Source organism: Ruegeria sp. C5 (assembly GCF_056537605.1).
In genome coordinates this window covers 1,251,831-1,276,776 of record NZ_JBQFRX010000001.1, presented here as the reverse complement: position 1 = coordinate 1,276,776, position 24,946 = coordinate 1,251,831, and the positions used below count along the sequence as shown (strand labels likewise).

Sequence of the window (24,946 nt, the reverse complement as noted above, 5' to 3'; positions counted from 1 at the left end):
AGAAGCGACATCTGCCACCATGTGTCGCCGCGTGAAGGGACAGCCATGCGCCTGATCGACATACCACCTGTTTGGCTTGTGGGCTTTGCCTTGCTCGCCTGGGTCCAGGCCCGCGTGTTGCCGCTGGGGTTGTCTCTGGATGGGGCGGTGACAGATCTGCTCAGCGGCATACTAATCGGTGGCGGTATCATTCTGGCCGTGATGGCGGTAATCGAGTTCCGCCGGCACAAAACCACGGTCTTTCCGCACGAAACACCCTCGACCATGGTGCAGACCGGGATTTATAAGCGCAGCCGCAATCCAATCTATGTGGGTGATGTGTTGATCCTGACCGGGCTGATCCTGCGTTTTGACGCGGTGTTGTCGCTGGTGCTGATCCCGGTTTTTGTCTGGGTGCTGGAACGCCGCTTTATCATACCCGAGGAAGACCGTCTGCGCCGCACATTCCGCGCCGATTTCGCCCGGTATGAACGCAAGACCCGGCGCTGGATATAAGGGTGTGGTCATCATGACACAGCGTCATAATTGCTGCGCTTGCGAAATAATCTTGCGCAGGATACATGTCTGCTTGTCATTCTATGCTGAACACCCACCTGGCCTGAATCAAAAATTAGGGGGAACCGACTGGTGAAAATTGGGACGCCAAAGGAAACGTACAAGGGCGAGAACCGGGTCGCGATGACTCCGGACTCGGCTGTGCAGTTGCAGAAACTGGGCTATGAGTGCCTGATCGAAAAGGGTGCAGGCGCTGCTGCGGGGTTTTCGGACGCCGCATATGAAGCCGCAGGCGTTGAGGTCATGAAGACCGCCGCCTCGCTTTGGAAGGCGGCGGATATTGTTGCCAAGGTGCGTCAGCCCGATGCCACCGAACTGAAGCGTCTGACCAAGGATAAGACCCTGATTTCCTTCTTTAACCCGGCTGGGAATGAAGATGGGATGGAGGCCGCCAAATCCAAGGGCGCGACCGTGATCGCGATGGAGATGGTCCCGCGTATCTCGCGCGCGCAGAAGATGGACGCGCTGTCTTCGATGGCCAATATCGCCGGGTACCGTGCTGTGATCGAGGCAGGCAACAACTTTGGCCGTTTCTTCACCGGTCAGGTGACGGCGGCCGGTAAGGTGCCGCCTGCCAAGGTGCTGATCGTTGGTGCCGGTGTGGCTGGTCTGGCCGCGATTGGGACCTCAACCTCGCTGGGTGCGATCACCTATGCGTTCGACGTGCGCCCCGAAGTGGCCGAGCAGGTCGAATCCATGGGGGCTGAGTTCGTCTATCTGGATTTTGAGGAAGAACAGCAGGACGGTGCATCGACTGGTGGCTACGCATCGGTCCAGTCGGAAGAATTCCGCAACGCCCAGCTTGCCAAGTTCCGGGAACTGGCGCCCGAGATGGACATCGTCATCACCACGGCGCTGATCCCCAACCGTGAGGCACCTGAGCTTTGGACCAAAGATATGGTCGAGAGCATGAAGCCGGGTTCGGTCATCGTTGACCTTGCAGCGGAAAAGGGCGGCAACTGTAAATTGACGGTGCCGGATGAGAAGATCGTGACCGACAATGGCGTGACCATTATCGGCTATACCGACTTCCCCAGCCGGATGGCGGCGCAGTCATCGTCTCTGTACGCGACCAATATCCGTCACATGATGGCTGACCTGACACCCGAGAAGGACGGCAAGGTCAATCACGACATGGAAGATGACGTGATCCGTGGCGCGACCGTGACCCATGAGGGCGAGATCACCTTCCCGCCACCTCCGCCCAAGGTGCAGGCGATTGCGGCACAGCCTAAGGCCGAGGTCAAGGAACTGACACCGGAAGAGAAAAGGGCGCAGGAAATCGCGGCCTTCAAAGCGCAGACCAAGCAACAGTTCACGTTGCTGGGCGTCGGCGGTGCGTTGATGTTGCTGGTGGGGTTGATCGCTCCGGCCAGCTTCATGCAGCATTTCATCGTCTTTGTGCTGGCGATCTTTGTGGGCTTCCAGGTGATCTGGAATGTGAGCCACAGCCTGCACACACCACTGATGGCGATCACCAACGCGATCTCGTCGATCATTATCGTTGGGGCCTTAATGCAGATCGGATCAGGATCTTTCCTTGTCATTCTGCTGGCAGCGCTTAGCGTCTTCATGGCCGGAATCAACATCTTCGGCGGCTTCCTCGTAACCCGGCGCATGCTCGCCATGTTCCAGAAATCTTAAGGAGGCCGGGCAAATGGAATTTGGCTTCACTACTGCCGCCTATGTCGTTGCGGCTGTCCTTTTCATCCTGTCTCTGGGTGGATTGTCGAACCAAGAAAGCGCCAAGCGGGCGGTCTGGTATGGCATTGTTGGTATGGCGCTGGCGGTTTTTGCCACGCTGGTTGGTCCGGGTTCAGGCCTGTGGCTGCTGTCGTTGCTGCTGATCGCGGGCGGTGGTCTGATCGGTCAGTATGTGGCGCAACGCGTGCAGATGACCGAGATGCCGCAGCTTGTGGCCGCGATGCATTCGCTGGTGGGTCTCGCGGCTGTGTTCGTGGGATTCAATGCCCATTTCGAGATCGGCAATGTGGCGCAAGTCATGGCGATTGCTGACAGCGCGTCTCAGGCGGACCTGTCCGATCTGGGGGCGTTCGCCAAGCTGATCGCGAAGAAGACCGCGGCCGAACTGGCGATCCTGCATGTTGAGCTGTTCCTCGGTATCTTCATCGGTGCGATCACCTTTACTGGATCGGTCGTGGCTTATGGCAAGTTGGCGGGCAAGGTGACCTCGGCGGCGACCAAGCTTCCGGGCGGTCATGCTCTGAACGCGGGTGCGGCTGCTTTGTCGTTGATCTGTCTGATCTGGTACACCAATTCGGGCGGTTTCTTCCCGCTGTTCTTGATGACGCTGGCAGCGCTGTTCATCGGTTATCACCTGATCATGGGCATCGGCGGGGCCGACATGCCGGTGGTTGTGTCGATGCTGAACAGCTATTCGGGTTGGGCGGCTGCGGCCATCGGCTTCTCGCTAGGCAACGACCTGCTGATCGTGGTTGGTGCATTGGTGGGCTCGTCTGGTGCAATCCTGTCCTACATCATGTGTAAGGCGATGAACCGTCACTTTGTCAGCGTGATCTTAGGTGGCTTTGGTGGCCCGCAAGGCGAGCAGATGGCTGTTGAGGGCGAGCAGATTGCCATTGAGGCAGATGGCGTAGCTGCAGCGCTGAATGACGCAGATAGTATCGTCATCATCCCCGGCTACGGCATGGCCGTGGCGCAGGCGCAGCAGTCGGTGTCCGAGCTGGTCCGCAAGCTGCGCGCCAAGGGCAAGAACGTGCGCTTTGCGATCCACCCCGTTGCCGGTCGTCTGCCGGGCCACATGAACGTGCTGCTGGCCGAGGCGAAGGTGCCGTATGACATTGTTCTGGAGATGGACGAGATCAACGACGACTTCCCGGATACGGATGTGGCCATCGTGATTGGCTCGAACGATATCGTGAACCCTGCGGCGCAGGAAGACCCGAACAGCCCCATCGCCGGGATGCCGGTGTTGGAATGCTGGAAAGCCAAGCAGGTGTTTGTGTCCAAGCGTGGTCAGGGCACCGGCTATTCGGGCATCGAGAACCCGCTGTTCTTCAAGGAGAACACCCGCATGTTCTATGGCGACGCCAAGGCTTCGCTCGACAAGCTGTTGCCCATGATCGATTGATCAGAAGGGACAATCTGATTGCAAAGGGCGCCTGAGGGCGCCCTTTTCTTTTGTGATGAGATGGGGGCTTGCCTCCAACCCCCTCAAGGTTTTTTAGCCATATGAAGCAAGCGGGCTGTGTTAAACTTGGCGAGTGTTCGGGATAGTCGGAGGCAGACCATGCAGAAGGTAAATGGAATTGGCGGGATATTCTTTCGGGCCCGTGATCCGCAGGCGTTGAGTGCTTGGTATGAGAAGCATTTGGGCGTCAATCACTACGATCCTGTGCCCTGGAAGCAGCGGGAAGGATATACGGTGTTCGCACCCTTTGCGCAGGACACCGAGTATTTCGGCCGCTCCGAGCAGCAATGGATGATCAATTTTCGTGTTGATGACCTGAGCGCGTTGATCGACCAACTACAGAACGCCGGAATCACCGTCGAGACGAACCCGAAGTGGGACAGCGAGGTCGGGAAATTCGCCCGCATCCACGATCCTGAAGGCAATCCCATCGAGCTATGGGAGCCGAATCAATAAGATAGCGGGATTGTATACCGTTGTATCCTTGTAAGTAATTGAAATAAATAAACAATTGATGTTGTGTCGGTCTGCCTTATAGTGCCGGTGATACACCGGAGCCTTACATGACGCCCATAGACAATCATCCGCTTCGCTATACGCTGGCCAATGAACTGCATGCACGCCCATTTCCGGTTGCACCCTTGCCCAGCACGGTTGTGTTTCTGGCGATCAAGAAGCCCAAAGAAGCGGCTACGCGCGATCGTGGCGAGGATATGGCCCACCTGATCAATCTGCTGGATCGCCACGGCGCGCAGCACCCTCAGCCAGAAGCCACTCACTACGCGGGTCAGATCGGGCGTCATTGGCTGAAATGGGAACAACATACCGAGTTTGTGACCTATACCGCGATCACTCCGAACGTCAGTGAACGTGCGTTCAATCCGGCAGACTTTGAGGTGTTTCCGCCAGACTGGTTGATTGCGAGCCCGGGGCAGCGGGTGACATCGGCCTTAATTCGCGTGGTCGAGTACGAGGGAGATGAGGCGGCAAAGGCTTCGCTGGCTCAGTGGTTCGAGCCGGAAAGCCTAGCAGTGGCGCGGGTGCTGGATGATGCTGCGATCTGCGCTTGCGATTTCCGAATTGATCCGGCGGGGCATATGCGCCTTGCGATGTTTGTCAAGAAAGGCACCGGGCGGCGTCGGACCGGGCGGATCGTTCAGCGGCTGTGCGAGATTGAGACCTACAAGGCAATGTCGATGCTGGGATTTGCACGGGTCAAGCAACTGATGCCGCGCATCGGCGAACTGGATGGTCAATTGACCCGCCTGATGGGGCAGATGTCCGATGAAACAGCCCACCCGGACGAATTGTTGCCGGATCTTCTGTCTACTTCGATCGAGCTTGAGACACTTTCGGCACGGTGTTCTTTTCGGTTCGGCGCCACGGGTGCCTATGAGGCGATTGTTAATCAGCGCATCGAAGTGTTGCGTGAGCAAAGATTCAATGGACGTCAGAGTTTTGCCGATTTCATGATGCGTCGTTATGACCCCGCGATGCGGACGGTGAAATCAACCGAGCGACGTTTGCAGGCCTTGTCCGACAGGGCTATTCGCGCCGGCGACCTGTTGCGTACCCGTGTCGATGTCGAACGCAGCGCTCAAAACCAGGCTCTGCTGGAAAGCATGGACCGACGTGCTGATCTGGCCCTTAGATTGCAGCACACAGTCGAGGGATTATCTGTGGTGGCGATCAGCTACTATGCGGTGTCTCTGGTCAGCTACTTGCTCTACCCACTGACGCAGGCCGGGATTAGCAAAGGGATGCTGACGGCAATTGTGACCGTGCCTGTCATCCTTGCCGTTTGGTTCGGGGTGCGCCAGATCCGGAAGCGAATTGAATAAGCGGTCTATGCCGGGCGACGAATGATCTGTAGAACGGGTGGCGTTTGGCAGATTTTATGAGGATTCCCTGTGATCGGTATTGTTGCGGCGTGGCGGGCTGTGGCCGCCATGTTTATCCTGAACGGTGCGCTGTTCGGCATCTGGGCATCGCGCATACCTGCGGTTCGGGACAGGCTGGATCTGACGCACGAGGCGCTAGGGCTTGGTTTGCTGTTCATGGCTGCAGGGGCCGTGTGTTCGTTTCCGATCACAGGCCGTTTGACCGACAAGTTTGGGGCAGTGGCGATCACGCGGGTTATCGCGGTTCTCTATACCTTTTCCCTGATTCTTTTGGCTCTCGCCGGCGGGTTCTGGTCGCTTGCGGCGTTTCTGTTTGTGTTCGGAGCTTTCCATGGCTCGATGGATGTTGCGATGAACGCCTGGGCGGCAGAGGTCGAACAGGCCTATGACAAACCGGTCATGTCGTCCTTTCACGCGATGTGGAGCCTTGGAGCTGGGCTGGGGGCGCTCAGCGGATACGGTGCCGTACAGATGGGGCTGTCAGTGTTGCAACATTTTCTGCTAGCGGGTGGCGTTGTCGTCGCGCTTGCGCTTGTTTTGTCTTGGGTACGCTGGACTTCGAAACGATCGGCTTCGAAACCTGGATCGGTGTTCGCTTTGCCATCGGGTGCCCTGATCCTTGTGGGTTTCACAGCGCTGTGCGGCGCTTTGGGCGAAGGGGCTGTTGCGGATTGGAGCGCGATTTTCCTGCGTGACGTTACCGGTGCGGCTGAGAGTATCGCGGCGTTGGGCTATGCGGTCTTCTCGGTCACAATGGTTGCGTTCCGGCTTGCGGGCGGGGTGGTGATCGCGCGTTTCGGGCCTGTTGCAACAGCACGATTTGGCGGCGTTTGCGCCGCGCTGGGCGTGTTTGGCGTAGTATCGGCGGGAGGGGCAGGATTGGCTTTGGCAGGTTTTGCTCTGATGGGAGTGGGCTATGCGGTAATCATGCCTCTGGCCTTTAGCCGTGCGGCCAACGACCCGCATGTCCCGCCCGGACAGGCGATCGCAAGCGTCGCGACATTGGGATACGGAGGGTTGTTGATCGGGCCGCCTCTGATCGGATTTCTGGCCGAGTTGATGACGCTGAGATTTGCCTTTGCAGTTCTTTTACCGCTGGCCGTTCTTATCATCGTATTGGCCGGCGCGCTGAAGCGCGCCGACTAAGTTTGCTTATCGTCCGCGAATACGTGGATCCAGCGCATCGCGCAGGCCGTCACCCAGATAATTTACACTGAGGACGGTTAGTGAGATCGCCAGTCCGGGCCAGAACACGCGCTCAGGGTATTGCTGCAGATAGTCGACGCCATCGAAGAGCAGCCGACCCCATGTCGGGAAGTCCGGCGGAAATCCGAGGCCGAGGAAGGAAAGCGCGCTTTCGGTGATGATCGCAGTTGCAATCCCCAGCGTGGCCGACACCATGATCGGAGACAGAACATTCGGCAGGATGTGCCGGGTGATGATCTGGCCATTGCTGGTGCCGATGGACCGGGCGGCCAGAACGAACTCACGCTCTTTGATCGCCAGCACATCGCCGCGCACGATCCGCGCTGTGGGCATCCATGAGGTGATGCCGATGGCGCAGACGATCAGGATGAAGATTCCACGCTCTAACCCGAAGGCAGCAGATAGCGGCTCGCGGAAGAGCAGCATCATGACCAGCAGCAGCGGTAGCAACGGCAAGGCCAAGAACAGATCCGTCAGGCGCATCAGTGGGCCATCCAGCCGTTTGAAAAACCCGGCCAGAACACCGATGAACGAGCCCAGAAACAGCGCCAACAGCATCGCGGTGATGCCGACTGACACCGATGTCTGACCGCCTGACATCATGCGAGCTAGGATATCGCGGCCCAACTGGTCGGTGCCAAAGGGATGCGCCCAACTGGGGCCCTGATTGCGCGAACGGATGTCGATCTGAGTGGGGTCGATGCTCCATAAGTATGGGCCCAGATAGACGCCTGCGACGATGAAGATGAACAGAATCGCTCCGATCATCGCGCCTTTGTGGGTCTTGAACTGATCCCAGACATCGCGCCATTGGCTCCGCGGTGGGGTGGCCAGTTCTTCCATCACATCGGTGGTTGGCAGCGCTGTCGAGGCGGGCGCAAGCCCTTCGTCCGGGACCAGTGTATCGGTACGATCATGATCAGTCATAACGAATCCTCGGGTCCAGAATGCCATAGAGAACGTCGGCGATCAGATTGAACAGGACGATCAGCACGGCAAATATGAAGGTCAGGGTTTGGACCATCGGCAAGTCATTGGCCTGAATAGCCCCGATCAACAACTGGCCGATGCCGTTCACTTTGAACACCTGCTCGGTAATGATCGCTCCGCCGAAGATGGCCGGAATACCCAGCGCGATAACGGTGACCACAGGGATCATCGAGTTGCGCAGGACGTGGACCATGACGACCGTGTATTCGCTGAGGCCCTTGGCGCGGGCGGTGCGGACATAATCCTGATTAAGGTTGTCCAGCATCGAGGCGCGCATGAATCGGCTGAGCTGTGCGGTGATCTGCAGAGCCAGAACCATGACCGGCATGATCATCTGTTTGAGCTGTACAACAAAGCTGTCCCAGCTATTGACCACATGGGTAGTGTCATAGATCGACGGGAACCACCCAAGCTGGACTGAGAAGATCACGATCACCAATACGCCCGAGAAGAACGGCGGTACCGAGAAGCCGACCATCGACACGAATGTGCCCATCTGGTCGAACCAGGAATACTGCCGGTAAGCCGAATAGATACCGATGGGCAGAGCGATCAGGATGGCGACCACATAAGCGGTGCCAACAACCCACAGGGTCTGCGGGATGCGCTGAACGACGATGTCCATGACGGGTGAGCGGGTCTGCCACGAAATCACGCGCAGGTCACCTTCGGAGAAGGTTGTACCAAAGATCGAGTCGACCAGAACCTGCGGTTCGATCCAGAAGAACTGCACGATCCATTTCCAGAACCGGATATGCATCGGCTGACCGAGGCCCAGTGCCTCGCGCATCTTCTCTTTGACTTCGGGGGGGACGGTAAGTGGAACCTGCGCCATCGGATCGCCGGGTGCGAGTTCGAGGAGCAGGAAGATGACGAGGCTGATGAACAGTAGCGTGGGAACGGCCAGCACCAGTCGTCTGATGGTAAAGTTGAGCATTAAGAGGCGCCTTTATATGCGTCTTCTTGTTGGAGTGGTCTGCAAATGACCGCGCCCCGATATGGGTCGGGGCGCGGTTTTGCAAGATTAACGCTTAGGAACCGGTCTTGCGGTACCAGTCCGCAATGTTCCACAGCTCGCTGTCCCAAACGTTCAGGACAACGCCACCCAGCGTATTGGCGTGTGCCGACAGACGACCACGGTGCACCAGCGGGATCATTCCGCCATTTTCAACCATGATGTCGTTCAGCTGACGCGCGATCTGCGCGCGCTCATCCGCACCTGCGGTTTCGGCCAGTTTGCCATGCAGCTTGTCGAACTCTTCGTTGCAGAAACGGCTGATGTTCTCGCCCTGCCACTGGCTTTCAGGCTTGGGTGCCTTGTCGCACAGGCCGTTGCCCAGATAGGACTGCGGGTCAGTGCCGTTGAAGGTGTTGGCATACATTTCAACGTCGGCATAGAACTTCTGGAAGGTGTCAGGCGAACCCGGATCACCACCAAAGAAGACCGAAGCGTTGATGTTGCGCAGCTCAGTTTCGATACCGATTTGGCTCCACCATTCTTTGATCAGCGCCTGGAAGTCCTGGCGAACTGCGTTGGTAGAGGTCTGGTAGACAATCTTCAGCGGTACACCGTCTTTTTCACGGATTCCATCGCCATCGGAATCAACGATACCCGCGTCATCCAGAAGCTTCTTGGCACCTTCTATATCCTGAGTATCGCAGCTGAATGTGTCGGAATTCACCGCGGCAGGCGCAGGTACCCAGTTGCAGGTAACCTTACCGGCCTGACCGTAGCCGATTTCAACCAGCAGCGGCCGGTCGATGGCCAGCGACATGGCCTTGTAAACAGCAGGGTCCTGCAGGAACGGGTGCGGATGCGTTGCAGTCGAACGCTCGCCCTCCGGCAGATCTGGCGACGGGTTGGTCTGGTTCAGCATGATGCGTTCCACCAGCGGGCCGAAGCCTGCGACCGGAGTACCTTTGCCGCCTTCCTGCATCTGCGCGATCACTTCAGGCGCAAGCTGCAAGTTCCAGGCATAGTCAAATTCGCCGGTTTCCATGACCGCACGACCAGCAGCAGTTGCATCGCCACCGCCTTTGAATGTCACCGTTGCGAACGCAGGCTTTGCCGGGTCACGGTAGTTATCATTGGCCTTGAAAGTGATCACGTCATTTGGCTTGAACTCGGTGACAACAAACGGGCCTGTGCCGATCGGGTTAAAGTTCTGCTCGGTGCATTCGGGCGCTTTGGCTCCCATGCAATCCGCGAACTGTGCCGCCTGGATGATCGGGCTCTCACCACCCACGAACGGGCCGTAAGGGAACGGGGTCGGCGCATCGAATGTGACTTTGACGGTCAGATCATCGACAGCTTCGACATTGGTGACACCTTCAAATTTGGTCACCTGCGCACAACCGCCTTCTGGGTCCATGCAATAGTTTGCAGTGAACACTACATCAGCGGAGGTGAAAGGTGTGCCGTCTGACCAGGTGATTCCCGGCGCGATTTTCCAAGTGATCGAGGTCAGGTCTTCGCTGACGCCACCATTTGCAACTGTCGGAATTTCGGATGCCAGGAACGGAACCATTTCGCCATCTTGATTGTACCGGGCGAGCGGCTCAATCACTAGCGACGCGGATTCCACATCCTTGGTGCCACCCGAAAGGAACGGGTTCAGGATCGATGGGGCTTGCCAGTAAATGATGCTGACATTGCCGTCCGATCCACGCTCGGCCATGGCCATCGGGGCCATTGCCGTGCTTGCAATCGCACCAAGCAAAAGGGTTTTGATTTTCATCATACACTCCATGTTGGACACATACGTGTCTCGATTATCTCCGCGATGCCCGCGGGTTAGGCGTGGCCGTCAAAAGGGATAAGGATTTGGAATCAAACGGAAACGATTGTATCGCCTTCGTGTATTCAGACCTCTCCCCAGAACGGTTACGCGGCGTATCGAAACAGAGTTTTGGAAAATTGCAAGCCTTGCCTTGCGAAATTTGACCTATCGGTTTGACTTTTCACATCTGCCCGCCTTAGCGTTTGGCACCCAATCCGAAAAGCCGCCAAGGGGAGAGCGCGCGTGCTGGATCAGCCAATTGCCCAGATCAAAAAACTGCGGGTCGAATTTCAAACTAAAGATGGCCCAGTGGTGGGCGTCGAGGACGTCTCGTTCGAGGTCAACCCAGGCGAAACCGTCTGTATCGTGGGCGAATCGGGGTCGGGCAAATCAGTCTCATCTCTATCGCTGATGCGCTTGGTCGAGTTCGGCGGCGGTGAAATTGCTGGCGGGCAACTGCTTTTCGATCGCCGCGGTGGCGAGGAAATGGATCTGTCCCACGCCGATCAAGATCTGATGAAGCAGATTCGCGGAAATGAGATCGGAATGATCTTTCAGGAGCCGATGACGGCCTTGAACCCGGTTTTCACCGTCGGACGGCAGCTCACCGAAGGATTGCGAATCCACAAGGACATGAACAAAGCGCAGGCCGAAGAGCGCGCGCTGGAATTATTGCGTCAGGTGCGCATCCCCGAGCCCGAGCGACGTTTGAAGCAATATCCGCATGAACTGTCCGGTGGCATGCGCCAGCGTGTGGTGATCGCCATGGCCATGGCGTGTGAGCCTCGCCTGCTGATTGCGGATGAACCCACTACTGCATTGGATGTGACCATCCAGGCCGAGATTCTGGCGCTGATGGACCGCCTCAAACGCGAGACCGGAACGGCGGTGATGTTTATCACCCATGACATGGCTGTGGTCGCGCAGATGGCGGACCGCGTGGTGGTTATGTTCCGCGGCAACAAGGTCGAGGAAGGCACCGTCAAAGAAATCTTCGAAAACCCGCAGCACGATTACACCAAGGCGTTGCTGGCGGCGGTTCCGAAATTGGGCGAGATGCAGGGTAAAGCCGCGCCCGAGCCAATGAAACTGCTGGGTGAGGAAGGCCAGAAGATCGCTCCGATCCCGGGTACGAACGAAGTGTTGCTGACGGTCAAGAACCTGACCACGCGATTTGCGGTGAAAGGCGGATTGCTGCGCCGGACCATCTCGAACGTGCATGCAGTCGAAGATGTCTCGTTCACGCTGAACCGGGGGCAAACACTCAGCCTCGTTGGCGAATCTGGGTGTGGCAAGTCGTCGGCAGGGCGCTCGATCCTGCGGTTGGTGGAGCCGATGGCGGGTGAGGTCGATCTGGACGGTGTCGACATCATGAAGCTGGACCAGGCCGGCCTGCGCAAAGCGCGGCTGGACATGCAGATGATCTTTCAGGATCCGTTCGCCTCGCTGAACCCGCAGATGCAATTGGTTGATCAGGTCGCCGAACCGATGCGGAACTATGGGGTTGCGTCGGGGTCAGAACTGCAGGACCGCGTGGCGCAACTGTTCGACAAAGTGCAACTGCCGCGCAGCTTCATGCGCCGCTTCCCGCATGAGATGTCGGGTGGTCAGCGGCAACGGATTGCGATTGCGCGAGCACTGGCGCTGAATCCCAAGCTAATCATCGCGGATGAGGCCGTTTCGGCGCTGGACGTCTCGGTTCAGGCGCAGGTGCTGAATCTGATGATGGAGCTGCAGTCCGAGCTTGGCCTCAGCTATCTGTTCATCAGCCATGACATGGCGGTGGTCGAGAGGGTTAGTCACCATGTCGGTGTGATGTATCTGGGCCGCATTGTCGAACTGGGCCCGCGTGCTCGGGTGTTTGAGAACCCACAGCACCCTTATACGCAGGCACTGATGAAGGCGGTACCAATTGCCGACCCGAACAAGCGCAAGTCGGAAAAAGACTTGAACTTCAAACCGATCCCGTCGCCAATTCATCCGATTGGATACGCGCCCGAACCCTCGCAATACAACGAGGTTGAACCGGGCCATTTTGTTTTGACCACTGACAGCGGATATTGACCCTCATGGCTGAGCGCCTGTCTCCGCTAGAGATCATGACTAAGCTGATCTCATTCCCGACTGTCAGTCGCGATACGAATTTACCGCTGGTGGATTGGGTCGAGGCGTATCTGCAAAGCCACGGGATCGAACCGCATCGTTGGCCTGATCCGGATCAGCCGCATAAGGCGGCTCTGTTCGCGCATGTCGGCCCGTGGGAAGAGGGCGCGATTGTCCTATCAGGTCACACTGATGTTGTTCCCATCGATGGCCAGCCTTGGGACACCGATCCATTTGTCGTGACCGAGAAAGATGGCAAGTATTTCGGGCGTGGCACCTGCGACATGAAGGGCTTTGACGCGCTGGCGATCTGGGCCTTGGTCGAGGCGCATCACGATGACACCAAACGCCCCCTGCAACTGGCGTTGAGCTTTGATGAAGAGGTTGGCTGCACCGGCGCGCCGCCGATGATCGCCCACATGCAGGAGGTTCTGCCCAAAGGATCAGCCGTGATTGTGGGCGAGCCGTCGATGATGCAGGCCGTCACCGGCCATAAGGGCGGGTTTGGCTTTGACACGCATGTGGTGGGGTTCGAAGTTCACAGCTCAATCATGCACACAGGCGTCAATGCGATCATGGAGGCCGCGCCGCTGATCAATTGGGCCAATGATTGGAACGCCGAGAATATGGCGGCGCAACCTTCAGACATTGCGTCAGTGTTCGATCCGCCTTGGACTACCTGCCATGTTGGTATGATCGAAGGCGGAACCGCGCATAATATCACTGCCAAAGACTGTCGCTTCATGATGGATTTCCGCACCGTTCCGGACGATGAAAAATCGGTCTGGCAGAAGGCCTATTTCGATAAGGTTCGTGAAGTCGAGGCGCGGATGCAAGCGGTTCATCCCGACGCCCGGATCGAGCTGTCCGAGCATTTTTCGATCCCAGGTCTTGTGCCTGAAGAAGATGGCGAGGCTGAGACGCTGGTGCGCGCGCTCACCGGTGACAATGCGACACATGTGGTAAGCTATGGCACCGAGGCGGGGCAGTTTCAGGAAGCTGGTTATTCCGCTGTTATCTGCGGCCCAGGTGATATCGCGCAGGCCCATCAGCCGAATGAGTTCATTACGATTTCTCAATTCAACGCAGGTCAAAAATTTATGGAGCGTCTGGTAAAGAGGCTCTGCGAATAACATCTCAAAGGAGAGGTTAAAGATGCCCGTCAAGAACCGGCTCGCCGAAATGCATGGCGAGATCACCAAATGGCGCCGTCACCTGCATATGCATCCCGAGCTGATGTATGATGTGGAAGAAACGGCAGGGTTTGTGGTCGACCGACTGAAGGAGTTCGGTGTGGATGAGATCACGCCCGGCATCGGCAAGACTGGCGTGGTTGCCGTGATCAAGGGACGTCAGGATACGCTAGGCCGTGTTATCGGGCTGCGTGCCGACATGGATGCGCTGCCCATAGAAGAGGCGACGGGACTGGACTATGCTTCGACCGTTTCTGGTAAGATGCATGCCTGTGGTCATGACGGTCATACCTCGATGCTGTTGGGCGCCGCGCAGTATCTGGCCGAGACGAGGAATTTTGACGGTACCGTTGTGTTGATTTTCCAGCCTGCCGAAGAAGGCGGGGCAGGTGGTCTGGCCATGTGTCAGGACGGGCTGATGGAGCGCTGGGGTATTCAAGAAGTCTATGGCATGCACAACATGCCTGGGATGCCGGTTGGTGAGTTTGCCATTCGACCAGGCGCATTGCTGGCTTCTTCGGATGAATTCGAAATTGTTGTAACGGGTAAAGGCGGTCATGCTGCCGCCCCGCATGAGGCGGTAGATACAACGCTGATTGCGTCGCACATTGTTGTAGCTTTGCAATCAGTGGTGTCCCGTACCGTGGACCCTATCAAAAGGGTGGTGCTGACCGTCGGGACATTTGAAACCGATAGTGTGGCCTCGAATGTGATTGCCCATACGGTGCGGTTGCGGGGAACTGTTCGCACACTTGACCCAGAATATCGAAAGGTCGCTGAAGAACGCGTGCGCCGGATCGCCGAGGACACTGCCTCGGCCTTTGGAGCTTCGGCTAAGATGACGTGGACACCGGGCTATCCGGTGACGGTGAATTCGGACGATGAAACCATCTATGCTGCTGAGGCCGCGCAGGCCGTGGCAGGCAAGGTCAATGACAGCACCGATCCAATCATGCCGTCAGAAGATTTTGCTTACATGCTTGAAGAACGGCCCGGAGCCTACATCTTTATCGGAAACGGGGACACGGCCATGTGCCATCACCCGGAATACAACTTCGATGACGACGCCATTCCCGCCGGTTGCAGCTGGTTTGCCGAGCTGGTGGAACGACGATTACCCGTCGCCTGATTTGGGAGGATCAGATGCCAATCAAGAACCGACTTGCCGAAATGCACGAAGAAATCACCGGTTGGCGGCGGGATATTCATCAACATCCTGAGATCCTTTATGACACCCACCGCACCAGCGCCTTGGTGGCTGAAAAGCTGAAAGAGTTCGGTTGCGATGAGGTTGTGACGGGCATTGGCCGCACCGGTGTTGTTGGCGTCATCAAGGGCAAGACCGACACGCAGGGCCGTGTGATCGGCCTGCGTGCCGATATGGACGCGCTGCCGATGCAGGAGCAGACGGGCCTTGATTATGCCTCGAAAACCGATGGCGCCATGCATGCCTGTGGCCATGATGGCCATACGGCGATGGTGTTGGGCGCGGCGAAATACTTGTCTGAGACGCGGAACTTCGACGGCACGGCCATTGTGATTTTCCAACCAGCGGAAGAAGGCGGCAATGGGGCCGAGGCGATGTGCAAAGACGGTCTGATGGATCGGTTCGGCATTCAGGAAGTCTATGCCATGCACAATGTGCCAGGTGTGCCGACGGGGCAGTTCGCGATCCGGTCTGGCCCGCTGCTGGCGGCTGCGGATGAGTTCGACATTCATCTGGAAGGTCGAGGCGGCCACGCGGCGAAACCGCATGAAACAATTGATACTACAGTGATGTTGTCGCAACTGATCGTGGCACTTCAGACCATCGTGTCGCGTAACGCGGACCCTATTTTACAGGCGGTTCTGTCTGTGACTTCGGTCGAGACCTCATCCAAAGCGTTCAATGTGATCCCTCAATCGGCGCAGGTGCGCGGTACTGTACGAACGCATTCGAACGAAATGCGCGACCTGATCGAGACGCGGCTAAGCGAGGTGGCTGAGGGTATTGCTGAAACCTTCGGTGGCACTGTCAAAGTCTCATACACGCGTGGAGTTCCGGTGACGATCAACGCCGAAGAACAGACGGAATTTGCCGCTGAGGCCGCCATTTCCGTAGGTGGCAGCTGTGATGAAGCGCCCATGGTGATGGGCGGCGAAGATTTCTCGTTCATGCTGGAAGAACGCCCCGGAGCGTTCATCGTGCTGGGCAATGGCGACAGCGCCGGGCTGCACCACCCTGAATACAATTTTAACGATGAGATCATCCCGATGGGATGCTCCTGGTTTGCCGAAATGGTCGAGCGCCGGATGCCGGCGGCTTGAATTAGGAGAGAGAAGACATGCCAGTTAAGAACCGCTTTGCCGAATTGCAGGCCGAAATCACCGAATGGCGACGGGATATTCATGAAAACCCCGAGATTCTGTTTGAAACCCACCGCACCAGTGCTTTGGTCGCGGACAAACTGAAAGAGTTCGGCTGCGACGAGGTCGTTGCCGGGATCGGTCGCACCGGGGTTGTCGGTGTGATCAAGGGCAAATCAGACTCGAGTGGCAAAGTCATCGGTCTGCGTGCTGATATGGATGCGCTGCCGATTCACGAGGCGACGGGGTTGGATTACGCCTCGAAAACCGATGGGGCGATGCATGCTTGTGGCCATGATGGACATACGGCGATGCTGCTCGGGGCGGCGAAATACCTTTCGGAAACGCGTAATTTTGACGGTACTGTAGTGGTGATCTTCCAGCCCGCTGAAGAAGGTGGCGGCGGTGGTCGCGAAATGTGCGAAGACGGCATGATGGCGCGCTGGAACATTCAGGAAGTCTACGGCATGCACAACTGGCCGGGCCGTCCGGTCGGCAGCTTCTCGATCCGTCCGGGTTCGTTCTTTGCCGCGACCGATCAGTTCGACATCACCTTTGAAGGACGCGGTGGCCACGCCGCGAAACCGCAGGAGACCGTGGATACGACCGTGATGACCGCGCAGGCGGTTCTGGCGTTGCAGACGATTGCCTCGCGCAATGCCGACCCGATCGATCAGGTCGTGGTGTCTGTGACATCATTCGAGACATCCTCGAAGGCGTTCAATGTCATTCCTCAAACTGTGCAGATCAAAGGCACCGTACGTACCATGAGCAAAGAGATGCGCGATCTTGCCGAGAAACGGATCAACGAGATTTGCGCAGGAGTTGCAGCGACCTTTGGTGGCACGGCGGATGTGACCTATATTCGTGGCTATCCGGTGATGGTGAACAGTGACGAGCAGACCGATTTCGCGGCCGAGGTGGCGAAATCGGTCTCGGGCAGCTGTGACGAGGCGCCCCTTGTCATGGGGGGTGAGGATTTTGCCTTTATGCTCGAAGAGCGTCCGGGGGCTTATATTCTGGTGGGCAATGGAGATACGGCCATGGTTCATCATCCCGAGTATAATTTCAACGACGAGGCTATTCCTGCCGGGTGTAGTTGGTGGGCCGAGATTGTTGAGCAGCGGATGCCTGCTGCTTGATGGGAAGGGTGGGGGCTCTGCCCCCACACCCCCGAGATATTTTTAGCCAGATGAAGACGGATCAGTGTGTTTTGTCAGCCGAGGGAGAGGCGAGCGCAGAGCGTGTCGATTACTGCATCCAACGCAGATTTCTGTGTTTTCACGCAGGCGTTGGCCGCCATTCGTGCGGTGTGCAGTTCAGAGGCATCTGATAGCCAGAGAGCAACGGCATCTGATAGCGCGTTGGCCGAATTGATCCGGACGGCGCCGCCCGATTTGATGAGCGGCTCAAAGGTTTCGGCGAAGTTGAAATAGCCGGGACCGGTGATCACCGCAGCCCCCGCCTGAACTGGTTCAAAGGGGTTATGGCCGCCGATCTCTTTCAGCGATCCCCCCAGGAAAACAATGGGGCAGAGGGCGTACCAGGTTCCGGTTTCCCCCAATGTATCCGCGACATAGACCTGTGTGTCTGCTGTTATTATCTGATCAGCGCTACGTTGAGCGGTGGATAGCCCTGCATCGCTGGCTAGCTTCAAGACCTCATCCCGGCGTTCTGGATGGCGCGGGATCAGCAGCAGTAGCAAGTCAGGCCAGCGCCGCAGCAACGCTTTGTGGGCTGCCAATACGGCCTCCTCTTCGCCTGCATGGGTCGAACTGGCAATCCACAGCGGGCGACCATTTATCTGCGCCTGGGTATTGGTCAGGATGTCCTGAACCACGGGCAAGGGGTCAGACATGGCCTTGAGGTTGGTGCCGGGCTGTACGCGATCCGCGTCTGCACCAATTGCGATCAGATTGGCGGCGGTTTTGTCGTTCTGGGTCAGAAATACCTTGAAATGATCCAGAATGAAGCGCGCAGTATTGGGGCGCTTATTCCAACTGTCCACTGATTTGTCAGATAGCCGGGCATTCAAGAGCGCCAGTGGCGTGCCGCGATTTGCGGCCTCTACGATCAGCCGGGGCCAGATTTCACTTTCTACAAAGATGCCTGCATCGGGTTTCCAGTGGTCCAGAAACTCGCGCACCGGAGCGGCGCTGTCCAATGGCGGATACTGGTGGCGCGTCCGGGCAGGCAAGCGCTTAGCAATCAACGTCGCCGAGGTCGGGGTGCCTGAGGTGATGAGAAACTCAGCATTCGGCAGGCGCTGCCCCAGACGGTTGATCAGGCTTAGAACCGATAGGCTTTCACCCACACTGGCCGCGTGAAACCAGATCAGCTGCCCATCTGGGCGCGGCAAACTGGCATGGCCAAGCCGTTCTTGCTGGCGGCTTTCGGGAACACCCGCAGCGTGTAGTTTGTTGCGTACTTTCCGCCAAATCAGGGGTTCGGCAATAGATATGAGACCGCAGTACAGTTTGTACAGCAGCGTCGGCTGCGCGCATCTATCGGGCATCTCAGCCGCCCGTATGACTCATGTGGCGGCTCATCTGACCGTCGACGGCTTGCCGGGAATAGTCGAAATCATGGCCCTTGGGCTTGAGATTGATGGCTGCGCGGATCGCGTCTTCCAACGGTTTCTCGGTATCGGGATGATCGCGCAGGGGTGCGCGCAGATCAGCCATATCTTCCTGGCCAAGGCACATGTAGATCTCACCAGTGCAGGTCAGGCGCACGCGGTTGCAGCTTTCGCAGAAGTTATGGCTGAGTGGCGTTATGAAACCGATCTTTTGACCGGTCTCTTCAAGCCTGACATACCGCGCCGGGCCACCTGTCCGTTCGGCCAGATCAGTGACCGTATAGTGGTTCTGGTATTCCTTGCGGACGTCCTTGAGCGACCAATACTGATCCAGCCGGTCTTCGTTGCCTATGTCGCCCATGGGCATCACCTCGATCCAGGTCAGATCCATATCACGTTCGGCACACCATTCGGTGATCTTGGGTAGCTCGGGCTCGTTGAACCCTTTCAGAGCGACAGCGTTGATCTTGATCCGCAGGCCAGCCTTCTGCGCTGCGTCAATGCCGTTCAGCACCTGTTTCAGGCGGCCCCATCGGGTGACCTTGGCAAATTTGTCTTCATCCAGCGTATCGAGCGATACATTCACGCGCCGCACGCCCGCTGCGTAAAGATCATCCGCAAATCGGTGCAATTGTGATCCGTTGGTTGTCAGCGTCAGCTCCTTCAGGGCGCCGCTGTCCAGATGTCGGGTCATGCTGTTGAAGAATGACATGATGTTTCGCCTAACCAGTGGTTCGCCCCCGGTGATGCGCAATTTCTCGACGCCCAAATTGACGAAAGTCGTGCACATACGATCCAACTCTTCCAGAGTCAGAAGGTCTTTTTTGGGAAGAAACTTCATATCTTCGGACATGCAGTAGACGCAGCGGAAATCGCAGCGATCCGTAACGGAGACGCGAAGATAGGTGATGGCGCGGGCAAACGGGTCTATAAGCGGAGCTGTCATGGCTCATAGGTAAAGCGGAGGCATGTTCGCGGCAAGTGCCATCTGCGTTTTGGACTGGTACAGTTAGGCGCAGCGCTCTAGGTTTTGTGTTATGAAATATGCTTTGGTTTTAGCTTTTAGCCTCGTTGCCGGTTGCGATGCCGTTCGGTCCACGACGGATCGGGTGTTTGGGAGTTCACCCAGCGAGACGGCGGCTGAACCCGTTGCAGCAGAGGCGGAGGAGGTAACCCCTGAGCCTGTGGCCGCCGCCGGATGGTCCGGGGCCAAAACAACGGTTGCCGGTCTGGGCGATCCCAACACACCGGGGCGTTGGTTGCAGACGCCGCTGGTTCAGACTGAAATCAACGGTCGCGTGGTTGTGCCGCGCACGGGGGCGCAGGCCTATGTCACGCTTATTCCTGCGCCAGGCCCCGAAGGCGGTGGCGGACGGCTGTCGCTTGAAGCCATGCGCGCGCTGTTGGTGCCATATGACGAGTTGGTGGAACTGGAAGTCTATTCCGACTGAGCGCGCAGGTATTTCCCAGCCTCTTTGCGGGCAAAGGGTTTCATGTTTGCGCCGTGCGTTTCCAGAAACGCGACTACGCGCTCTGGATCATGCTTTGACAATTCGCGCAGCCACCATGCGATGGCTTTCTGGATAAACCATTCCCGATCGGAGACATACGTGGCAGCCCAGCCGAGTATGCGGTCGCGGCATGCCAGGTCTTCCGGTTTGGGATGGTTCTGTTTGGTCCAGGGCAAGGTGGCGACCAGCGCGGCGCGTTTGGTCCACATGTGGCCCGACGTGGTCCAACGTTCGACCTGATCCAGCCGGGTTGGATCAGCCGAAAGGCGCTTTTGCATCGCCATACAGGCATGATCTGCCACGGCCCAGGCATCGAAATCCGGCAGCCAGCTTTGCAACAGATCCCACACCGCGTCATCCGGTCGGATGCGGGCTTGGGTCAGCAGCTTTGCGGCCGCGACCCGTGCCTCGTGAATGTTGGTCTGCCACAAACTGTCGGCGATGGCGATGCGGTCAGCGACTTCAAGTTCGCGTCGCCACGCCTTGGTCAGATCGTTCAGAACCGGGTTCGGAACGCCCAGATAGTGGCGGTCTACCTTGTGGTAGGCCGCCACCTGTTCTGCGCGCTCAGGATCGGCATGTGCTTTGATCTGATCCAGATAGGCTTGCATGACCGGTCACTCGACCGTGACGGATTTTGCCAGATTGCGGGGCTGATCCACATCTGTGCCTTTGGCCACAGCCGTATGATAGGCCAGCAGCTGCGCAGGCACCGAATAGAGGATCGGGGCAAGGCTGGTGTGGACATGCGGCATACGGATCGTGCTCCAAACACCATCTTCAGCCTCAGAGATTCCATCATCGTCGGAGACAAGGATAACCTTGCCCTTGCGCGCCATCACCTCCTGCATATTCGACACTGTTTTGTCGAACACGGCATCACGCGGGGCCATGACAACAACCGGCATATGCTTGTCGATCAGGGCGATGGGGCCGTGTTTCAGCTCACCCGACGCATAACCTTCGGCGTGGATGTAGCTGATTTCCTTGAGCTTCAGCGCACCTTCCATGGCTAGCGGGTACATGAGGCCGCGGCCCAGGAACAGCACGTCGCGCGCCTCAGACAGGCGCTGGGCGGATTGGCGAATAGCGTCGTTCTGATCCAGCGCAGCATTCAGCACAGTCGGCAACCCGCGAAGGGCGGCCGCGTGATCCGCGATCTCTTCATCGGTCAGCGTGCCTCGATCTGCAGCGGCCCTGAGGGCAAGCATCAGCAACACGCTAAGCTGACAGGTGAACGCCTTGGTCGAGGCAACACCGATCTCAACACCCGCATGGATCGGCAGCGCCACATCGCTTTCGCGCGCAATCGAGCTTTCCGCGACATTGACGACCGAGACGATCTTGTCTGCCTTGCCTTCGCAATAGCGCAGGGCAGCAAGCGTGTCGGCGGTTTCGCCCGACTGGCTTACGAACAGCGCCAACGTCCGGTCAGAGATGGGAGGTTCGCGATAGCGGAACTCGCTGGCGATATCGACTTCAACCGGCATCTTGGCCAGCTGCTCGAACCAGTATTTCGCCGTCAGGCAGGCATAGAATGCGGTGCCGCAAGCCACCATGGTCAGACGGTCCAGCTTGGTGAAATCCAGACCGTCACCGGGCAATACGACCTGATCGCCTCCGGTCGGAAGATACGAGCGGATGGCTTCGGCCACCACAACAGGCTGTTCGGCAATTTCCTTGGCCATATAATGCTTGTGGCCGCCTTTGTCGGCACGGGTCTGATCGATTTGAATTTGCCGAATTTCGCGGTTGGCAAGCTCTCCCGATTCGGTTCGAATCTCAAGCGACGTGCGGGTCAGAACCGCACGGTCCCCTTCCTCAAGGTATGTAATACGATCAGTCAAAGGCGCCAGAGCGATTGCGTCAGACCCGACAAACATCTCACCGTCGCCGTGACCAATTGCCAGGGGTGAACCCTTGCGCGCTGCGACAATCAGGTCTTCTTGACCGTCGAACAGAAAGGCGAGCGCAAATGCACCTTTGAGTCGATCAATGGTTTTAAACGCGGCGTCGACCGGAGACAGCCCTTCGGACATGTAGCGTTCCGTCATCAGGGCAACGGTTTCAGTGTCGGTATCCGTCACGAAACCGACCCCATTCTCGGCCAGTTCGGCCCGCAGTTCACGATAGTTTTCAACGATGCCGTTGTGCACTACGGCGACAGGCCCGGCCTTGTGCGGATGTGCATTGTTAACCGATGGGGCACCATGGGTGGCCCAGCGTGTGTGACCGATACCGGATTTACCTGGAAGGGGGTTATGAACCAGAAGGTCGCTTAGGTTCACCAACTTGCCGACGGCCCGTCGGCGGCCCAAAGCGCCATCGTTCACGGTCGCAATACCGGCGCTGTCATAACCGCGATACTCAAGCCGCTTCAGTGCTTCGACCAGGATAGGGGCAGCTTCGTGACTGCCCAGAACACCAACAATTCCACACATAACTCAGGCTCCTTTGTCGCGGCGAGCCTTCTTCGCCTTCAACATTTCAAACAATTTACGCGCATAGCCGGGTTTGTTTTCCTGCTTGGAACGCGCTACGGCCAATGCGTCTGGCTCAATATCCTTGGTCACTACGGTCCCCGTGGCGGTCATCGCGCCATCACCCAGAGTGACCGGGGCCACCAGCATCGTGTTCGATCCAATGAACACGTTTTCCCCGATGGTTGTTTTATGCTTCATCACGCCATCATAGTTACATGTGATGGTTCCCGCGCCGATATTGGTCGCCGCCCCGACCGAAGCGTCGCCGATATAGCTAAGGTGATTCACCTTTGCGCCTTCGGCGATTTCGGCATTTTTGATCTCGACAAAGTTGCCAATTTTGGCGTTTTCAGCCAGCTCTGTACCCGGACGCAGCCGGGCATAGGGTCCGACCACCGAACCTCGGCTAACATGGCAGCCTTCGAGATGTGAAAACGCCCGGATCGTTGCGCCGCTTTCCACGGTCACTCCGGGGCCGAAAACCACATTGGGTTCAATGACGGTGTCGCGGCCAATGACGGTATCTGCGGCCAGATACACGGTTTCAGGGGCCATCAGAGTGACCCCCAGATCCAGCAATGCAGACCGTGCTTGCACCTGAAATACCGCATCAGCCGCCGCCAGGTCAGTGCGCGAATTGATGCCCAGCGTCTGAGCTTCGTCGCAGGCAACCGCAGTTACGGACAGCCCTTGGCGGCGGGCGATCTCGACTACGTCGGTCAGATAGTATTCACCCGAAGCGTTATCATTGCCAACTGCATCGATCAGTGAGAACAAGGTCTCGGAATCGCATGCCAAAAGTCCTGAGTTACAGAAGGTTATAGTGCGCTCTTCATCTGTGGCATCCTTGAATTCGACGATCCGCTCTAGGGCGTCCCCGTTCATCACAAGGCGGCCATAACGGGCGGGGTCTGCAGCTTCGAATCCAAGAATGACCAGATCGTTTTTTGCGCGCGCTTCGATCATCCGCTGCAGGGTGTCGGGCTGTAGAAACGGGGTGTCACCATAGAGGACGACCACATCCCCCTGAAAGCCCTCCAGCGCTGCACGCGCCTGCGCAACCGCGTGGGCGGTGCCAAGTTGTTCTTCCTGCACCGCAATGCTGGCGTTTTCATCTTCGGCTTCAGCCACACGCGCGACTGCTTCCGCACCGTGGCCGGTAACAATCACCGTGCGCTCGGGCGACAGGACAGCACCGGCGCGCATGGCGTGAACCAGCATTGGGGCCTGAGCGATCGGATGCAGGACTTTGGGAATATCAGAGTTCATCCTTGTGCCTTTTCCGGCGGCAAGAATGACAAGGGCAGTGCTCATGAAATCGTTTTCTCTTTTGTTTTGTCGCCGCCCGTTTTATCCGCTGTGGGCAAAGGCGCAAGCGGTTCAGCCATCAAAGAAGATTGCCGTTTGCAACACGACATGGCGGAATCCCGCCGGTTCAGGAGGTGAGCATGCGAACGGTAATCTTTGATCTGGATGGAACTTTGGCGGATACATCTGGTGATTTGCTGGCCGCTGCAAACCATTGTTTTCGCGAGATGGGTCATGGGGATGTTCTGTCGCCCGAGCTTGATGCGGCGGTATCGGTACGCGGTGCACGCTTGATGTTGTCCCATGGATTGAAGCGGGTCGGCGCCTATGATGCGGATGTTGTCGAAGCCTATTATCCGGTCTTTTTGGACGTCTATGGGCAGGCGATCGATACGCATACCTATTTCTATCCCGGTGCGCTTGAAGCCGTCGAAACACTGAAAGATGCAGGTTATGGCGTGGGGATTTGCACCAACAAGCCCGAAGGCCTGGCTGATTTGCTGCTGACCCGGATGGGTGTCCGTGATCACTTTGCTTCACTGATCGGTGCAGACACATTACCGGTGCGGAAACCCGACCCTGAACCGTTACGCGAAGCAGCGCGTCGCGCGGGAGGGCACCCTGACCACTGTGTATTGGTCGGCGACTCAGATACCGACCGAAATACGGCGCGGGCTGCAGGAGTGCCGTCGGTACTGGTGACATTCGGCCCGTCGGGCGATGAGATGGCTGCGCTGGAGCCCGAGGCGTTGTTGCATCATTTTGATGATTTACCGAAACTGGTCTCCGATTTGATCGGAGCGGCGGCCTGATCCCTTGA

Annotated in this window: 21 protein-coding genes; 13 read left to right on the top strand and 8 right to left on the bottom strand. The window is 57.6% G+C overall.

What is annotated here, in order from left to right:
- Positions 1 to 45 precede the first annotated feature (45 nt).
- From ACR0AW_RS06480 to ACR0AW_RS06455, 6 genes are all read left to right on the top strand, one after another.
- A complete protein-coding gene (locus tag ACR0AW_RS06480; RefSeq protein WP_170397122.1) occupies positions 46 to 495 on the top strand; it encodes a methyltransferase family protein in 450 nt (149 codons plus the stop codon).
- 132 nt (positions 496 to 627) lie between these two features.
- A complete protein-coding gene (locus tag ACR0AW_RS06475) occupies positions 628 to 2,199 on the top strand; it encodes a Re/Si-specific NAD(P)(+) transhydrogenase subunit alpha (RefSeq protein WP_170733173.1) in 1,572 nt (523 codons plus the stop codon).
- A 13-nt stretch (positions 2,200 to 2,212) separates the two neighbouring features.
- Entirely contained in the window at positions 2,213 to 3,667 is a 1,455-nt protein-coding gene (locus tag ACR0AW_RS06470) for an NAD(P)(+) transhydrogenase (Re/Si-specific) subunit beta (protein ID WP_170404102.1), read from the top strand.
- A gap of 159 nt (positions 3,668 to 3,826) precedes the next feature.
- Entirely contained in the window at positions 3,827 to 4,183 is a 357-nt protein-coding gene (locus ACR0AW_RS06465; RefSeq protein ID WP_170397115.1) for a VOC family protein, read from the top strand.
- A 107-nt stretch (positions 4,184 to 4,290) separates the two neighbouring features.
- Positions 4,291 to 5,568 carry a DUF3422 domain-containing protein gene (locus ACR0AW_RS06460; RefSeq protein ID WP_170733172.1) on the top strand — a complete coding sequence of 426 codons (1,278 nt, stop codon included), beginning with the start codon at positions 4,291 to 4,293 and terminating at the stop codon, positions 5,566 to 5,568.
- A 69-nt stretch (positions 5,569 to 5,637) separates the two neighbouring features.
- On the top strand, positions 5,638 to 6,774 hold the full coding sequence (locus ACR0AW_RS06455; protein WP_170397111.1) for an MFS transporter: 1,137 nt from the start codon (positions 5,638 to 5,640) through the stop codon (positions 6,772 to 6,774).
- A 6-nt stretch (positions 6,775 to 6,780) separates the two neighbouring features.
- On the opposite strand, the gene ACR0AW_RS06450 is transcribed toward ACR0AW_RS06455, so the two are convergent.
- From ACR0AW_RS06450 to ACR0AW_RS06440, 3 genes are all read right to left on the bottom strand, one after another.
- A complete protein-coding gene (locus tag ACR0AW_RS06450) occupies positions 6,781 to 7,761 on the bottom strand; it encodes an ABC transporter permease (protein ID WP_170397109.1) in 981 nt (326 codons plus the stop codon).
- Positions 7,754 to 8,761: an ABC transporter permease gene (locus ACR0AW_RS06445; protein WP_170397107.1), complete on the bottom strand. Its 1,008-nt coding sequence runs from the start codon at positions 8,759 to 8,761 to the stop codon at positions 7,754 to 7,756. Before ACR0AW_RS06445 ends, ACR0AW_RS06450 begins: the two co-directional genes overlap by 8 nt.
- A gap of 94 nt (positions 8,762 to 8,855) precedes the next feature.
- Positions 8,856 to 10,562, bottom strand: a complete 1,707-nt coding sequence (locus ACR0AW_RS06440; protein WP_170397105.1) for a peptide ABC transporter substrate-binding protein — start codon at positions 10,560 to 10,562, stop codon at positions 8,856 to 8,858.
- Between the two features lie 285 nt (positions 10,563 to 10,847).
- Here ACR0AW_RS06440 and ACR0AW_RS06435 point away from each other — a divergent pair, with 285 nt between their 5' ends.
- Genes ACR0AW_RS06435 through ACR0AW_RS06415 form a run of 5 tightly spaced genes read left to right on the top strand, consistent with a single transcriptional unit; the run spans position 10,848 to position 17,388 of the window.
- On the top strand, positions 10,848 to 12,668 hold the full coding sequence (locus tag ACR0AW_RS06435; RefSeq protein WP_170397103.1) for an ABC transporter ATP-binding protein: 1,821 nt from the start codon (positions 10,848 to 10,850) through the stop codon (positions 12,666 to 12,668).
- 5 nt (positions 12,669 to 12,673) lie between these two features.
- Complete coding sequence (argE, locus tag ACR0AW_RS06430; RefSeq protein WP_170733171.1) at positions 12,674 to 13,840, top strand: acetylornithine deacetylase; 1,167 nt, start codon at positions 12,674 to 12,676, stop codon at positions 13,838 to 13,840.
- 22 nt (positions 13,841 to 13,862) lie between these two features.
- Positions 13,863 to 15,029, top strand: coding sequence for a M20 aminoacylase family protein (locus ACR0AW_RS06425; protein WP_170424149.1), 1,167 nt, complete (start codon positions 13,863 to 13,865; stop codon positions 15,027 to 15,029).
- Between the two features lie 14 nt (positions 15,030 to 15,043).
- On the top strand, positions 15,044 to 16,207 hold the full coding sequence (locus tag ACR0AW_RS06420) for a M20 aminoacylase family protein (protein WP_170397097.1): 1,164 nt from the start codon (positions 15,044 to 15,046) through the stop codon (positions 16,205 to 16,207).
- 17 nt (positions 16,208 to 16,224) lie between these two features.
- On the top strand, positions 16,225 to 17,388 hold the full coding sequence (locus ACR0AW_RS06415; protein WP_170733170.1) for a M20 aminoacylase family protein: 1,164 nt from the start codon (positions 16,225 to 16,227) through the stop codon (positions 17,386 to 17,388).
- Between the two features lie 74 nt (positions 17,389 to 17,462).
- Here ACR0AW_RS06415 and ACR0AW_RS06410 read toward each other — a convergent pair whose 3' ends face one another.
- Together ACR0AW_RS06410 and moaA are read right to left on the bottom strand one after the other, a co-directional pair.
- Positions 17,463 to 18,761, bottom strand: coding sequence for a 3-deoxy-D-manno-octulosonic acid transferase (locus ACR0AW_RS06410; RefSeq protein WP_170733169.1), 1,299 nt, complete (start codon positions 18,759 to 18,761; stop codon positions 17,463 to 17,465).
- A 1-nt stretch (position 18,762) separates the two neighbouring features.
- Positions 18,763 to 19,770, bottom strand: a complete 1,008-nt coding sequence (gene moaA, locus ACR0AW_RS06405) for a GTP 3',8-cyclase MoaA (RefSeq protein WP_170404063.1) — start codon at positions 19,768 to 19,770, stop codon at positions 18,763 to 18,765.
- A 91-nt stretch (positions 19,771 to 19,861) separates the two neighbouring features.
- Here moaA and ACR0AW_RS06400 point away from each other — a divergent pair, with 91 nt between their 5' ends.
- Complete coding sequence (locus ACR0AW_RS06400) at positions 19,862 to 20,275, top strand: hypothetical protein (RefSeq protein ID WP_170733168.1); 414 nt, start codon at positions 19,862 to 19,864, stop codon at positions 20,273 to 20,275.
- Here ACR0AW_RS06400 and ACR0AW_RS06395 read toward each other — a convergent pair.
- The 3 genes from ACR0AW_RS06395 to glmU are packed head-to-tail and all read right to left on the bottom strand — an operon-like array spanning position 20,263 to position 24,132.
- Positions 20,263 to 20,946, bottom strand: a complete 684-nt coding sequence (locus ACR0AW_RS06395) for a DNA alkylation repair protein (RefSeq protein WP_170733167.1) — start codon at positions 20,944 to 20,946, stop codon at positions 20,263 to 20,265. The two genes, ACR0AW_RS06400 and ACR0AW_RS06395, sit on opposite strands and share 13 nt — an antisense overlap.
- Before the next feature lie 6 nt (positions 20,947 to 20,952).
- Positions 20,953 to 22,776 carry a glutamine--fructose-6-phosphate transaminase (isomerizing) gene (gene glmS / locus ACR0AW_RS06390; protein ID WP_170733166.1) on the bottom strand — a complete coding sequence of 608 codons (1,824 nt, stop codon included), beginning with the start codon at positions 22,774 to 22,776 and terminating at the stop codon, positions 20,953 to 20,955.
- Positions 22,777 to 22,779: 3 nt separating this feature from the next.
- A complete protein-coding gene (gene glmU / locus ACR0AW_RS06385; RefSeq protein ID WP_170733165.1) occupies positions 22,780 to 24,132 on the bottom strand; it encodes a bifunctional UDP-N-acetylglucosamine diphosphorylase/glucosamine-1-phosphate N-acetyltransferase GlmU in 1,353 nt (450 codons plus the stop codon).
- 134 nt (positions 24,133 to 24,266) lie between these two features.
- Here glmU and ACR0AW_RS06380 point away from each other — a divergent pair, with 134 nt between their 5' ends.
- Positions 24,267 to 24,938: an HAD-IA family hydrolase gene (locus tag ACR0AW_RS06380; protein ID WP_170733164.1), complete on the top strand. Its 672-nt coding sequence runs from the start codon at positions 24,267 to 24,269 to the stop codon at positions 24,936 to 24,938.
- Positions 24,939 to 24,946 lie beyond the last annotated feature (8 nt).

What these genes read in the sequence shown, in the direction of transcription:
- ACR0AW_RS06480 (WP_170397122.1), top strand. Translation starts at nt 46, where the DNA reads ATGCGCCTGATCGACATACCACCTGTTTGGCTTGTGGGCTTTGCCTTG.
- ACR0AW_RS06470 (WP_170404102.1), top strand. Translation starts at nt 2,213, where the DNA reads ATGGAATTTGGCTTCACTACTGCCGCCTATGTCGTTGCGGCTGTCCTT.
- ACR0AW_RS06465 (WP_170397115.1), top strand. Translation starts at nt 3,827, where the DNA reads ATGCAGAAGGTAAATGGAATTGGCGGGATATTCTTTCGGGCCCGTGAT.
- ACR0AW_RS06460 (WP_170733172.1), top strand. Translation starts at nt 4,291, where the DNA reads ATGACGCCCATAGACAATCATCCGCTTCGCTATACGCTGGCCAATGAA.
- ACR0AW_RS06450 (WP_170397109.1), bottom strand. Translation starts at nt 7,761, where the DNA reads ATGACTGATCATGATCGTACCGATACACTGGTCCCGGACGAAGGGCTT.
- ACR0AW_RS06445 (WP_170397107.1), bottom strand. Translation starts at nt 8,761, where the DNA reads ATGCTCAACTTTACCATCAGACGACTGGTGCTGGCCGTTCCCACGCTA.
- ACR0AW_RS06440 (WP_170397105.1), bottom strand. Translation starts at nt 10,562, where the DNA reads ATGAAAATCAAAACCCTTTTGCTTGGTGCGATTGCAAGCACGGCAATG.
- argE (WP_170733171.1), top strand. Translation starts at nt 12,674, where the DNA reads ATGGCTGAGCGCCTGTCTCCGCTAGAGATCATGACTAAGCTGATCTCA.
- ACR0AW_RS06425 (WP_170424149.1), top strand. Translation starts at nt 13,863, where the DNA reads ATGCCCGTCAAGAACCGGCTCGCCGAAATGCATGGCGAGATCACCAAA.
- ACR0AW_RS06420 (WP_170397097.1), top strand. Translation starts at nt 15,044, where the DNA reads ATGCCAATCAAGAACCGACTTGCCGAAATGCACGAAGAAATCACCGGT.
- ACR0AW_RS06415 (WP_170733170.1), top strand. Translation starts at nt 16,225, where the DNA reads ATGCCAGTTAAGAACCGCTTTGCCGAATTGCAGGCCGAAATCACCGAA.
- ACR0AW_RS06410 (WP_170733169.1), bottom strand. Translation starts at nt 18,761, where the DNA reads ATGCCCGATAGATGCGCGCAGCCGACGCTGCTGTACAAACTGTACTGC.
- moaA (WP_170404063.1), bottom strand. Translation starts at nt 19,770, where the DNA reads ATGACAGCTCCGCTTATAGACCCGTTTGCCCGCGCCATCACCTATCTT.
- ACR0AW_RS06400 (WP_170733168.1), top strand. Translation starts at nt 19,862, where the DNA reads ATGAAATATGCTTTGGTTTTAGCTTTTAGCCTCGTTGCCGGTTGCGAT.
- ACR0AW_RS06395 (WP_170733167.1), bottom strand. Translation starts at nt 20,946, where the DNA reads ATGCAAGCCTATCTGGATCAGATCAAAGCACATGCCGATCCTGAGCGC.
- glmS (WP_170733166.1), bottom strand. Translation starts at nt 22,776, where the DNA reads ATGTGTGGAATTGTTGGTGTTCTGGGCAGTCACGAAGCTGCCCCTATC.
- glmU (WP_170733165.1), bottom strand. Translation starts at nt 24,132, where the DNA reads ATGAGCACTGCCCTTGTCATTCTTGCCGCCGGAAAAGGCACAAGGATG.
- ACR0AW_RS06380 (WP_170733164.1), top strand. Translation starts at nt 24,267, where the DNA reads ATGCGAACGGTAATCTTTGATCTGGATGGAACTTTGGCGGATACATCT.